The 11,297-nt window shown below is 38.2% G+C and carries 15 protein-coding genes; 4 read left to right on the top strand and 11 right to left on the bottom strand.

The window, feature by feature from the left end; translation table 11 throughout:
- The first annotated feature begins 19 nt into the window (after positions 1-19).
- Complete coding sequence (locus tag R7R78_RS16390; RefSeq protein ID WP_025634112.1) at positions 20-511, top strand: hypothetical protein; 492 nt, start codon at positions 20-22, stop codon at positions 509-511.
- On the opposite strand, the gene R7R78_RS16385 is transcribed toward R7R78_RS16390, so the two are convergent.
- A complete protein-coding gene (locus tag R7R78_RS16385; RefSeq protein ID WP_025634110.1) occupies positions 508-945 on the bottom strand; it encodes a hypothetical protein in 438 nt (145 codons plus the stop codon). The genes R7R78_RS16390 and R7R78_RS16385 overlap by 4 nt on opposite strands.
- A gap of 3 nt (positions 946-948) precedes the next feature.
- Entirely contained in the window at positions 949-1,311 is a 363-nt protein-coding gene (locus R7R78_RS16380; protein WP_025634109.1) for a hypothetical protein, read from the bottom strand.
- Between the two features lie 178 nt (positions 1,312-1,489).
- Here R7R78_RS16380 and R7R78_RS16375 point away from each other — a divergent pair, with 178 nt between their 5' ends.
- Complete coding sequence (locus R7R78_RS16375; protein WP_025634107.1) at positions 1,490-2,212, top strand: hypothetical protein; 723 nt, start codon at positions 1,490-1,492, stop codon at positions 2,210-2,212.
- On the opposite strand, the gene R7R78_RS16370 is transcribed toward R7R78_RS16375, so the two are convergent.
- The 7 genes from R7R78_RS16370 to R7R78_RS16340 form a co-directional block, all read right to left on the bottom strand.
- On the bottom strand, positions 2,209-3,366 hold the full coding sequence (locus R7R78_RS16370; RefSeq protein ID WP_025634105.1) for a tyrosine-type recombinase/integrase: 1,158 nt from the start codon (positions 3,364-3,366) through the stop codon (positions 2,209-2,211). The two genes, R7R78_RS16375 and R7R78_RS16370, sit on opposite strands and share 4 nt — an antisense overlap.
- A gap of 308 nt (positions 3,367-3,674) precedes the next feature.
- Entirely contained in the window at positions 3,675-4,091 is a 417-nt protein-coding gene (locus R7R78_RS16365) for a hypothetical protein (protein WP_025634104.1), read from the bottom strand.
- 245 nt (positions 4,092-4,336) lie between these two features.
- Positions 4,337-4,984, bottom strand: a complete 648-nt coding sequence (locus R7R78_RS16360) for a hypothetical protein (RefSeq protein ID WP_042776360.1) — start codon at positions 4,982-4,984, stop codon at positions 4,337-4,339.
- A 260-nt stretch (positions 4,985-5,244) separates the two neighbouring features.
- Positions 5,245-5,562, bottom strand: coding sequence for a hypothetical protein (locus tag R7R78_RS16355; protein WP_025634101.1), 318 nt, complete (start codon positions 5,560-5,562; stop codon positions 5,245-5,247).
- Between the two features lie 105 nt (positions 5,563-5,667).
- Entirely contained in the window at positions 5,668-7,005 is a 1,338-nt protein-coding gene (locus R7R78_RS16350) for a hypothetical protein (protein ID WP_025634099.1), read from the bottom strand.
- Between the two features lie 11 nt (positions 7,006-7,016).
- On the bottom strand, positions 7,017-7,355 hold the full coding sequence (locus tag R7R78_RS16345) for a hypothetical protein (RefSeq protein WP_025634098.1): 339 nt from the start codon (positions 7,353-7,355) through the stop codon (positions 7,017-7,019).
- An 11-nt stretch (positions 7,356-7,366) separates the two neighbouring features.
- Positions 7,367-7,915 carry a hypothetical protein gene (locus R7R78_RS16340; RefSeq protein WP_025634097.1) on the bottom strand — a complete coding sequence of 183 codons (549 nt, stop codon included), beginning with the start codon at positions 7,913-7,915 and terminating at the stop codon, positions 7,367-7,369.
- Between the two features lie 744 nt (positions 7,916-8,659).
- Here R7R78_RS16340 and R7R78_RS16335 point away from each other — a divergent pair.
- Positions 8,660-8,953 carry a hypothetical protein gene (locus tag R7R78_RS16335; RefSeq protein ID WP_025634094.1) on the top strand — a complete coding sequence of 98 codons (294 nt, stop codon included), beginning with the start codon at positions 8,660-8,662 and terminating at the stop codon, positions 8,951-8,953.
- 86 nt (positions 8,954-9,039) lie between these two features.
- Positions 9,040-9,402, top strand: coding sequence for a hypothetical protein (locus R7R78_RS16330; RefSeq protein WP_025634091.1), 363 nt, complete (start codon positions 9,040-9,042; stop codon positions 9,400-9,402).
- 894 nt (positions 9,403-10,296) lie between these two features.
- Here the strand turns inward: R7R78_RS16330 and R7R78_RS16325 are convergent.
- Both R7R78_RS16325 and R7R78_RS16320 read right to left on the bottom strand, forming a co-directional pair.
- Positions 10,297-10,488 carry a hypothetical protein gene (locus R7R78_RS16325; protein ID WP_225455764.1) on the bottom strand — a complete coding sequence of 64 codons (192 nt, stop codon included), beginning with the start codon at positions 10,486-10,488 and terminating at the stop codon, positions 10,297-10,299.
- A gap of 127 nt (positions 10,489-10,615) precedes the next feature.
- On the bottom strand, positions 10,616-11,297 hold a 682-nt coding region (locus R7R78_RS16320; protein WP_206971551.1), incomplete at its 5' end, for a Tn3 family transposase.

Here is an 11,297-nt window from a genome sequence, read left to right as displayed (position 1 = left end):
CAAAAATAAGAAAGTATTTATGGATAAGAATCATTACAGCGAACTGTTCTCCGACATATTCGCTACAAAACAGAATGAAGGTGGTGCGGCATATTTAATCAATCGTGAGGCTAATCTTGAATTAGTTTCACGGTTAGGTATTAATCATCGTGACGTTAGGCTTAATTCAAAAGAAAGCTATGTTTCAGACCGTAGCGCTAGGCTTTTAGAGAAAAAGTTAAAGGTAGCTCGAGGTTGGCTAGACGCAGAACATGAAATTATTAGCCAAACTCAACTTCTAACAATTAGAGCCAACAATGTTTCGGCGCTTATTGTTTCTCCTGGCTTTACTAAACAGTCAAAGCACTTTCTCTCTAAAATAGTTTCATCTACACCTATGAGCGGATATCAATTTTTGTTTGATGAAATCACTTTCGAAGAGCAGTCCTATTACTTACGTAAAATGGAAGAGTTCTTGGAAATTGAAAGAGCATGTCTTGATGATGAGGCATTTATGGAAGGGCTCTACTAGCGAGAAAAGTCGAAGTCATTATCAGGACGCTGTTGTTTGATACCAATGGCGTCCTTTTCATTTACTGGTCCAGTTATACAAGATTCTAGCCTCTGATTTATTGTTTGTTGACTAGGTTCAAGTACATTAGCTTTCTCAACACTCTTCAAGCTAATATGGTCAAATCTCCTGCCAAACTTTGTCTCAAATTCATTCAGAAAGAAATTGATATCTTGTACAGCATTTGGATTAACTTGCCATTTTGTTAGCAAACTTGGCAAATTTGTAAAACTGGTATTATCGAATTCACTTCTTCGAGCTGGTGGTATTGCACTTAGTCTGATTTGTAGAATGGTGCCGATCATTCTATTTTGTAGTTGGAGAATATCTTGTTGTTTTTGAAAGTTCTGACTTGAGAACTTTTCAACTGACACTTTGAGTTTTTCTAAATCCATTTTTTAGCCTAACTCAAGCTGTGCAAAGGCAAGTGGTCTAACAGATGACTGAAGAATAGCCTTCTTGAACCAGGTCATTGTCATATGATAGTCATAGTTACAAGACACGATTTTTTCAGCGTAGTGGTCATGAGGATAATTCATAGCGATTGACTTAAGGATTTCATAGTCAAATATTTCTAACTTTAGATCTTCAAATCGTTGATCTAAAGAGTTTTTAATTTCAGGTAGAGGTAGCTCATCACCGCTTTGAATTTTCTTTATGATTTTCTTGTCGTTTTCAAGAACATTTAAGAGCAAGTACTCTGAAATAGAAAGCACATAGCTTGTAAAATTTGGTAATGTCTTTAGAGAGATTGGGTTCATATATTTTTTGTTTTAAGCTTGTGCCCATCGGTTCTATTGATGGCAAAGGTAACTCCTCTTTGCTTCACCAGGAACCAGTCCAGTCTTTATAAATCTTGCTTATGTATCAATATAAGATATACATAAACAAGGGTATTTGCCATTTTTTTGACAACTAACGTACTACTTTGGGGGCGATATGAGTGTAAATTCATGGGAATTTCAACCAGACAACGAGTTTTCTGACATAACAGATGATCTGAATCATCAGGATGTAGTATCAGAAAAAACCTCAGATCGAATTGTTAATGTACACGATAAACACCTAAGCCCACAAAGTACAACTTTGCCAAGCAATGATGTCTGTTTGAACGCCTTTAATCAACAAAAGCAGGACGTTCGTCTATCTGAAGTTGGCGGCAAGTCACAATCAGTGCAACCTTCTGCCACAAAATCAAACGCTTACTTCCACCCAAATAGTCAAATTAATCTCTATAACAAGTCATTAAATTGTGCAGCGGTGATTCGATTAGGAAACATAGCTAACAACCTAATTTCAATTGTTGTAGACATTTGCCCAGAACATAACGGTCGCTCAAGTGATTGGAACAACAAAATCTCAGTTGCCTTTTCTCACACTGAACTTATTCAAGCTTATTCCCTATTTCTTCAAAACCTTAAATGCCTTGATTTCAAGTTAAAGTTTCACCAACAACAAACTGGGCCATTGTCTATAGGATTTAAAGAGAGCTCGATTTATGTAAGCACAATCATCTCCGGTAAAACAATAAGCCTTACAGGAAACATCGCCCAAAAGATAAAGTTTATGGCCCAATTAGAAGTGGCTACTAAACACTACTTCGCTACTGCGTTTCCAGATTTGGACCAAGAACGAATTCTGCGTCAGATAGCTTTGATTTAGTGTTTTTGTAGTTCGATATTTGAAGCTTCTAGGTGACCGGTAGCTCTCAGATATCTTTTAACAGTACCCATATTTGTCCAATCACCAATAGACATAAGGTCGACTGCATTCATCTTATGAACGACATGCCCATCAACTACCGCTCCACAACGTCCCGAATGCCCTGACCAACAACGACCTTTAAATACACTTTGTCGTTCATATGCTTTACGGAACAATCTAAGTACGGATACACCATTCATAGGTTTTAATGGGTCCTTAAGCTGTCCATTTTTCAGAATCCAACCAAAAATATAATATTCCTGATCTTCGACTGGACTTGAAGGGGTTACATGGTTGTAAAGCTCAACTCCTTTTTCTACAAGTTCAATATATTTCTTCACGATCCCTGCATACCTGCCAATGATAGACTTTTTGGGTGGCGCTGCAGATGTCTTAGATTTTGTCCTCACTATAGTGACAGTGTCACCAGAAATGATGACGTTTTTACGTTTTAAAGTAAAGATCTCTTCTTCTCGAAGAGCAGTAGAGTATGCAATGGTCATGTATGCTAGGTCTTTGAAAAGCTTTGGCCCAGCTTGTTCAAGTGTCCCAACTATTTCGATCTGTCTGTTCAAATCGCTTGCTCTGAATGGTGAAGCAACTTTTTGCTCTACCTTTGATAAATCAGATTCTGCCATATCCTTTTTTACACCCCTGAAAAAGTCTTTTATAAGCTTGTCTTCAGTTACGTTGGCGAATCCTAGTTGATTCAAAAATATGGCTATGAGGTTCTTTCGGCTCATTAGAGTCGCATAAGACACTTTCTGTTCATTTTTTAGGTGTAGTATCCAGTAGTAAAACATTCTTGGATGTATAGGAAATGCGTAGGCTAATTCAATATACTCAGTAAATCTTATCCAAGAGCGAACAGCGGAAAACATGTTTTTTTGTGTTGCCTTCGAAAAACCACCACGTGTAGCCTCGAATATGGCCATGTTATCTAGTATTGTCTTTAGGTTTGGGTGATCAGGATCAATTGCACCGTCAAGTTCAGGCAAAGGGATTTTAAATCGTGAAAGATTTTCTTTTTCTTTGTTATTGCCTAGTTCTAATGCCTTAATCTTTTCTAATCCGGATGCAGGAATTGGTAAATTTTGCTTAGTAATCTCCACGTTCACCTCCAAAAATAAAGTGTTACGCTGTCACCTGTAACGCTAACCTTAACGGCCAAAAAGTGTAATATAACTCAAATTATACTACACTTTATAATCATGTCTATTTATACAGTGTTATTTGTTTGTTGAGTTTATATGAATTATTCGAAGATTAGCTTAACGAAAACAAAGCGAGCTACTAAAGTAAAACCCACATAATAACCCATGGTTCTACATAGTCTGCTAGACTGCGTAAGGGAATATTACTTGAATATAGATAAAAAAAAGGCAACATTTAAAGTTGCCTTGTGCTGTTAGGTTTGAAATCAGTTGCTTACTGAAGTCAATTGACCATTGGATAAGTCTTCCAGTGGTGGATAATCAGGAAGTCCATAGTCAGATCGTAACCAAGTTAATTTCTGGTAGGTTTGTTCAATCCACTCTGGCTTTAGCTGTTGAACTTCTATGATCTTCTTCTTGTAACTCGGATCTGTTTTAGCTGGTAGGTATTCTAAATAGAAACTGTCGCATTTTTCCATTAAGCTAGAACGCTCTAAATCTACCACCGTCAGGCAGTCAACAAAGTCTTTGTACGCTTCGTTGTCGGAAATGCCTTGAACAACTGCTGGCCCGGTAGTTTTGAGATATTCTTTGTATAGTTTTGCACCGACGACTCCAGAGCCAGATACAGCAACGATAGCTATAATAGACCAGGGAAAGGTGCTTTTAAGTGAGTCGAACATATTATATCCGTTTTATTGTTAGTATTAGTATTAAGGTGGGGATTGTTTTGGAATATTCAATGCATGAAATACAATAATTGTATTTCATGACTAGTTATATCTAGTTTTAAATATTATTTGTTCATCAAAAAGGCTGGTTATAAAACACCCACCAGCCCTTTCAATTTGATATTTAACCTGGGTATGCTAGAACAATGTCTATGTTAAACTTAATATCTGAAAGATTTAAACGGGTCAAAATATACTCAGTCATACTCGCAAAGTCGGCTTAAAATATTTGATTTACCAAATATACAAGGCTCTTTACGGAGGTGGTAAAATTTGGGTCTCCCAGATATTTCATCATATATTTCTTCTACATTTAAAGTCTCAATTATATCAATAGAGTCTGGATTTAACACTAAATGAGAACGGCCATGATACCCACCGTCTACAAATTGTCCACTCTCAAAATCCTTTAAGATATCGATACCGTTTTCACGCAAAATATGACAACGTTTCCGTTCATTCAAATCAATTAGGTCATTGTGTATTCGATTTTCAGGTGGTTTTGCAAGTTCTGAGTACCATTCTTTACCCCTCTTAGTTGATATCCACACTGGTAATTTATCCCAATGTTGCTGTAGATATTTGGGGTGCATAGAAATGGATTTACCAATAGTTACTACTTTAGCTTGTTCCTTTATTGCGCACACATATACGGTAGGTTTACCTACCTGCCTCGCTTTATAGTCAGCGTGATAGCATGCTCCTTTCAGATTAGAAACGAAGTAAAATCCATTAGCATCATTACAGCCTTCGCCTGTACCTAGCATGCCTAACTCAAATTTATCAAACTCCTTAGCTCGTGTACCATGAAAGATGAGCTCTCTTTCCATTGTTCTTTCTAACATGCCGCTTCTCATCAGGTTATAAGTCTTAAATTGTATTATCTAAAAACTAAACAAAATTGAGCTATTACTTTTGTTGACCTCTAAACAGATCAACTAGTCCTCTCAACACAACGCCACTAATGATCAATCCTAATAGTAAACTAATTACTATTCCGTAGGGGTTTGTTGCGAAAAATGAAAAAAACTCAGGTAGTTGAGGGAAAGGTAATGCTGCAACAGTGGCCATAAATTAATCCTTCTTTAAACAGTTAGGTTATGATTTAAGGAAGCTCGAGATCTTCTTCGGTAACCCAATCCAAGTGAGTATCTTTAGATATCAATAGTGTGCCTTCAAGCCAATTTACACCTAATATCTTTTCATCATGTGAAGCGTAAAACTCCGAAAGTTTATCGACTATGTTTGTAACATTCGATATTTCTACATTTTGTAAAGGTAGCCAAAACCAGCGATTTTTTGACTCAAGTAGTGCTCTTTTCGAGTTCCAATCCAGTCCCCATAATAAATGCTCTTGATTACCATTCACGAGCCGACAGTGCATCGCTGCCTTGATCCCCAATTTTTCAAGAAAGAACAACATACTTCCTACTTTGCGTAAAAAAAAACCATATTGACACATACTAAGATGTTACCAAGTATGTATCAATTATCTTTTGTTTTTATATGGTTATGATCAAGCTTGTATCTATATGTGGCTGGCCAGCCAGGTCTTGGTAGGCACAAATTGGTCTGACACCACATTGCCATTATTTATACAGATGGGCAATACGAAGTCAGTACCACTTCCTTTTGCAAACTCCCGTACTTCTCTTAAGGTATCTTTGCTATTGCTAACTGGTACTAGTAAAGAGTGGCTAAGTTCCCTTGTTCCACGCAACTTAATATTGGGTATTGAAAAACCTCGATGTAACAGCTCCTTTGTTTTAATGATTTGCACAGAACTGAATGACTTTACGTATTGGAGTTGTGCGGTTACTAGTTCGTTATATACCGTTTTTAACTTAAACTTTGCTAGCAAATAGTCGTCTGTCAAATTACTGAGCTGATACAAAGCCTTTTTAATAATTAATGTAATTTCTGGGTTATTCAACGATGGCATCGCCAACTCTCGGTCATAGGCGTTTATTACAGCGATTTTTGGATAATGGTCCATTTCACCGACATCTGTTTCAAACTTATCCCTATCGCTTAAAATCATGTTTGTGAGTTTATCGTGTCGCTCTGTCATACCTTTAGAGCATAAAATTAAGAATCTGTTTGATGGCTTAGTTTCGCAGCTAACTAATATTGGGAGTTCATTTTTGTGGTTTGGCACAGGGATATACACCTTTCTAATATCAGAATCCTCTAATATTTCATGTGTACCACTGCCTTCCAGAAAGCTGGCTATCTTCTTCAACATCTGGCTCACGATATCATTCCTTTGTTCAATTATTATTCTACGTTTTGACATTCGTTCATCATACTCTTCTTGTTTAGACTCGATATGCCTAGTCAATTGGTCCCTGTTTAAATATGGTAGAAAATCATTGAAAGTACATTTCACGCTCATGGTGCCAGGGCGTAGCCCTAGTTTAGTTTCAATTCTGGTTGCTAACTTTTTTCCTAGCATACGGGATTTATTGGGCCCTAAATGATTGTTCAAATGACAACCTAGCTCTGAGTTCAATTTGCTAATATTGCCATTCCCTATAAGGGTCAATAGGATCTCTAAATTCCTAGATCTGGCAAGCTTGTCAATTGGGAGGTTATCATCAATTGTTGGGTCTACATTTATGGTAGAAATGGCCTCATCAAGTTGTCCAATAGGCATACCGAGCTTTGTTTCTATGTTTCTAGCTAGTCTGTGACTGATGTTCTTCTGAGGCTTGGATCTGTGGCTGAGATAACTGGCCAAGTGAGGCATATCTAAATGTCTACATAAGTTCTGAATCTTACGGTTGTAGTCTTGGTTGACTATACGCATAAGGTTTTGGTGTCGATTCTCGTGATAGATTTCAGTAGTGTCGAATTTGATATCCATTCAATCACCAATCAATAACGTATTGTTGAAATGGTGTCTTCTATCAAATCTCGTTCTATATCGCTTTCAGCTTGATTTAAATACTTCTCGAGAATATCAATATTAAGTGTACTCAAGTGTCTTCTGTAAAGCTTGCGTCTCAATTCTTTGCGTTCAGCATAAATTGGGTATAGCCCCTGGATAAGGATACCAAGAAGAAGAATTACTATATAAAGCAGATTAAAAGACTCTAATTGAGAGAATCGCCATGCAGCTAAACCTACAATTGTTAGAGAAAATGCCAATATAACTATTCTTCTGGTGAACTGCCCCCATTCTGGTGAAAATACAGAGTCTTTGTAATGCATCATATTATTACCTCCTAGATGTATAAGAAATTGTCCATTGTCCATGTGTCTGGATGTGTTGAAGGGAGTGATTGAGATTCGAATATTGCATCAATGGTTGACCAACCTAGCTCAACTCCGTCCTCAAAATGGGTAGAAAATGCAATGTACATCCAACTTGCGACAGTAAATCGTGCTGCTGCTGTAAATTCAATCTTCAACAAATCGAGTTCGCTTGAGGTACTTACCATGTAAGTATTGGTACTTCTAACGCGATAACACCCTGATAACCTGTCAAGTAGTGGTGTTAGGTTAGGTTCTTTCTTGGCGAGCTTAATCATATCTTTCAAAGACAAAATACAATTGAGCTCTTTTAAACCAACCCTAGTCCATTCTTTAACTTTGCAAATTTGTTCAATTCTGTTTCTTTCGAAAGAGATCCAGAGAGGATCATACCTTCCCATACTTTCAATTAATTTATAGGTTGAAAGTAATTCTTCTAAACTAGCAGAGCATGCCCTTTCGATGTTCGTTGATGTATTGCGCTTAGCAGTACATCTTGTTTTAGTTACTGCGCTTTCCAATCTTGAGTCTCCTAGTTCAAATATTCTCAGTTACAACACTTTTATCGCGAGGATTTGTCTTACGCCGTTATCTGATCGCGATGTCAGTTCAATATTTTCGAATGTCGGTACTGGAAGTCTGTGTATAGCCGCCTCTATTAGTTTCAAGCCGAAAAGGTACTTACCACTAGTAATTGAGTTAATATGATGGTTTGTCATTTTTTCTAAATGACTGACTATCAAATGTTCTAGTTGATAGAGAGTATCAAGCACCTGCAGATCTAGGTTTATCAGGTCGTCATAGTTCTGGAGTGTCATCAACGTGTGTCGATATGGATCTAGAGCACACCTGTACGCATGCTTTTTAAGTAGATATGGATGTATAGGTTTTGGCCACATGACGACTATCTGTTATATCTGCTTTGTACGTTCTAGCCAGCTAGCTAGTGATAGTAGACCACATACCTTGGCCACCACCTCGAAATTGTCTTTGTATGCTCCGCTATTAAAGAAAATCAGGCAAATCAAAGCAGTACAAGATAGTGCTATCAGTAAATACTTTGTTCTAAACATTAGCTTTTCCTCAACCATTCTTAGGCAGTCTAGACTAAACATTGAATAATAGATGTCATTCGCGTATAAAAAACAATACTAATGTTACCATATATTTTAATACGTATGTTAGGAAAACCTCATGCTGAGCTAGTTGATAATTTGATCAACTTAGTTTCCATATGAGCTTTGGTACAAATATTAACGAAGAGTATGATTGATATGATAAAAATTGATAAAGATGAAGTTTTGACAGTCTCCATTGTCTCGCAAAGGCTTAAAGGCATCATTCCTGAGGATTATAAATGGCCAAATGTACCGGAGGGATATCAATTGGAGTTTATTGTCCATCCCGATGGCACTTTAATCATGGATCTTTTAAATCCTGATAGAGGAATGTTTATTTCAGAAGCCGAAAATGTTCACTTTGAAACACCCCGTACAGTGAAGAACGCCCCCCTTACATGGCAAGACCTAGAAAAGGCTGGTGTTCCTTTTATGTCATGACCTAACTACAACTTGATAGAGCTTTCACAAACAACCTCGTTAAGCACCAAATCAGAATAAATCCCCCTCTATAATAGGAATACTGCATGAAATCTGCGATCCGTCTTAGTCTAAAAGTAATATTGTTTTCGATTACTGTCATAGTGTCGATAATTGGAGGACAAATTAGTCAGCACCTCGCTCATATCAAAGATTCCAGAATGCATACGATCGATACCTGGAACAGGCAACATCCTGAGAACTTACATGTCTCTAGAACATTTATTAATGAATGCCTTAATCGAAAAATGGTAAAGGACACTAGTTCGGACGAACCTTTCTTTGTAAAAGAGGTTTATGGACTGTATGAATGTGGTATTGAAGTCGGAGCGGATGACCTTGTGGAGAAAATCAAAGAGTCAGACAACTCATTGAGTACATTTGCTTGGCCATTATCAGCTTTAACTTAATACTTCGTTTTCAAATATTGAGGTCTAAATCGGACCTCATTTGAACCACTATCGAACAAAAATTAGTCAACTATACACGGTATCCACCACACTTTAAGGTACTCATTGGTGCCTCTCCCCCACCGCTTCGCTCCATCCGCACGTGCTGTAACTATAAGGTCGGCTTCGCCGCCTCTTGAGCATTCTCCCCCCTGGGAGAACCAGCGGCTTCGCCGCTTCTTAGATTGGTAAATACTATTCATATCGATTTATTTCTATCTTTATCTATCCATATCTATGTTTGGCTACGCCAAACTTTTTTCCAGGGGGTCTTAGCAGTGGCGAAGCCACCAAGGAGTAGAAATATTTAGGGCGAAGCCCTTATTCGTTAGCGTCGAAGACGCGAAAGGGAGCTTGATTCTTTGCGAGCGAAGCTCGCTTAATTCGAGTTAAAGCGAGTGAGGTAGTTAAGGTTATTGGTGTCGTAACAGCGGCTTGTGGTGTAGTTTAGGTGGTGGATACCGTGTATATTTATGGTTTGAAGTCCCCGTAGATTTGGGAGAGAAATAAAGTTTCATACTAAATGTTCAAGTAAGCCTGTCAGTACCGTTCTAAATGTCACGCTGACATAAATAAAGATTCATACCAATTGGTACTACCATGTTTCAATCTCACAACAATTGACTATAAAAGTATCATACTGGTTGTCTGACCATCCGCTGGAACACGTATCTGGACAAAAATGTTTTAGAGCTGTGTATTAAAACGTTTTTGTCAGATTAGAAAAAGCATCTTGAAACCTTAAACGCTTGCTATTATTGCATGTGTTCGCAAGATGGTTGTGATATGCTAAGAGATGCATCATGTAGGATTAGAACATAGCTAAAAATTAGTTATTGACGCCATAGTCGTTTGTTAAAGGTCGGTTTTCGCATCTTCCAGAGCCTGTTTTTGAATATTTGCAATAACTTCCTCGGTTAACCCATACTTTGCTGCGACAGTCATTGTGATTGGGTTTAGGATGTCCTCAACCTCATTGAACAACTCTATTGATTTTTCCAACCCTGTAATCATCTTATTACGCCCAGACGCGTTCATAAAATCCATAGCTTTAGCTTGGAAATAACTATGAGCCAAGAAGGGGTTCTAGGGATTTTCCCCTCTAAAGTAACATAGAATGCTACAGGCTTTGTATTATATAGCCTCCAGCTGTGGGTTACTTTCGTTTCCAAGCTTAATCATCCACGATTGGCTTCGTAATTTCACTAATATCAGGCAATTTTCCGGTATTGGTGAAGTTATACGTCCCGCTTAAGTTGATATTTTGCCATGCAACGGGCGAAACAGCACGAGTGATAGCCGCTTTTTCTTCATCACCTGTCGCTTCAAAGTGTCCCAGAAGATGACTCAGTATCGCGGAGTTGAAGTAGATGAGCGCATTGGCAAGCAATCTTGCGCATTCATTCCAGATAGCGATTTCAGACTCGTTTTTGCCACGGAACTGATCACCATTCACCGACGCAATGGCTCGTCTAAGGAAGTGCCATGCTTCTCCCCGGTTCAGGGCACGTTGCACATACTGCCGCAAACTGGCATCGTCGATGTAGTCAAGTAAATATTGCGCTTTAACCAGTCGATTATACTCCGTCAGAGCCTGTAATATTGGGTGTCCAGAAGGGTAACCAGACAACTTTCTTACCAGCATTGCTTGTGTCGTCCGCTTTGTCTGAAGTGACAGAACAATACACCTGATATCTTGCCATCCCGTTGTAATAACATTCGTTCTGATAGGCTTCTTTAGCGCCAGTATGGTGCTGCCTTGTTCACTTTCAGTCACATCAAACAGATCATTGATGACACTACTGAACTGCGCGTATCGCGGTGCAAAACTGTAACCGCATAGATCCAGTAAGGCG

Source organism: Vibrio sp. 2134-1 (assembly GCF_033339495.1).
The sequence above is the reverse complement of the archived record's forward strand: the minus strand, read 5'-3'. Positions and strand labels throughout refer to the sequence as shown.

Excerpts from the sequence above, each read along its gene's own strand:
- R7R78_RS16390 (WP_025634112.1), top strand. The coding sequence starts at position 20 with ATGGATAAGAATCATTACAGCGAACTGTTCTCCGACATATTCGCTACA.
- R7R78_RS16385 (WP_025634110.1), bottom strand. The coding sequence starts at position 945 with ATGGATTTAGAAAAACTCAAAGTGTCAGTTGAAAAGTTCTCAAGTCAG.
- R7R78_RS16380 (WP_025634109.1), bottom strand. The coding sequence starts at position 1,311 with ATGAACCCAATCTCTCTAAAGACATTACCAAATTTTACAAGCTATGTG.
- R7R78_RS16375 (WP_025634107.1), top strand. The coding sequence starts at position 1,490 with ATGAGTGTAAATTCATGGGAATTTCAACCAGACAACGAGTTTTCTGAC.
- R7R78_RS16365 (WP_025634104.1), bottom strand. The coding sequence starts at position 4,091 with ATGTTCGACTCACTTAAAAGCACCTTTCCCTGGTCTATTATAGCTATC.
- R7R78_RS16360 (WP_042776360.1), bottom strand. The coding sequence starts at position 4,984 with ATGTTAGAAAGAACAATGGAAAGAGAGCTCATCTTTCATGGTACACGA.
- R7R78_RS16355 (WP_025634101.1), bottom strand. The coding sequence starts at position 5,562 with ATGTTGTTCTTTCTTGAAAAATTGGGGATCAAGGCAGCGATGCACTGT.
- R7R78_RS16350 (WP_025634099.1), bottom strand. The coding sequence starts at position 7,005 with ATGGATATCAAATTCGACACTACTGAAATCTATCACGAGAATCGACAC.
- R7R78_RS16345 (WP_025634098.1), bottom strand. The coding sequence starts at position 7,355 with ATGATGCATTACAAAGACTCTGTATTTTCACCAGAATGGGGGCAGTTC.
- R7R78_RS16335 (WP_025634094.1), top strand. The coding sequence starts at position 8,660 with ATGATTGATATGATAAAAATTGATAAAGATGAAGTTTTGACAGTCTCC.
- R7R78_RS16330 (WP_025634091.1), top strand. The coding sequence starts at position 9,040 with ATGAAATCTGCGATCCGTCTTAGTCTAAAAGTAATATTGTTTTCGATT.
- R7R78_RS16325 (WP_225455764.1), bottom strand. The coding sequence starts at position 10,488 with ATGGATTTTATGAACGCGTCTGGGCGTAATAAGATGATTACAGGGTTG.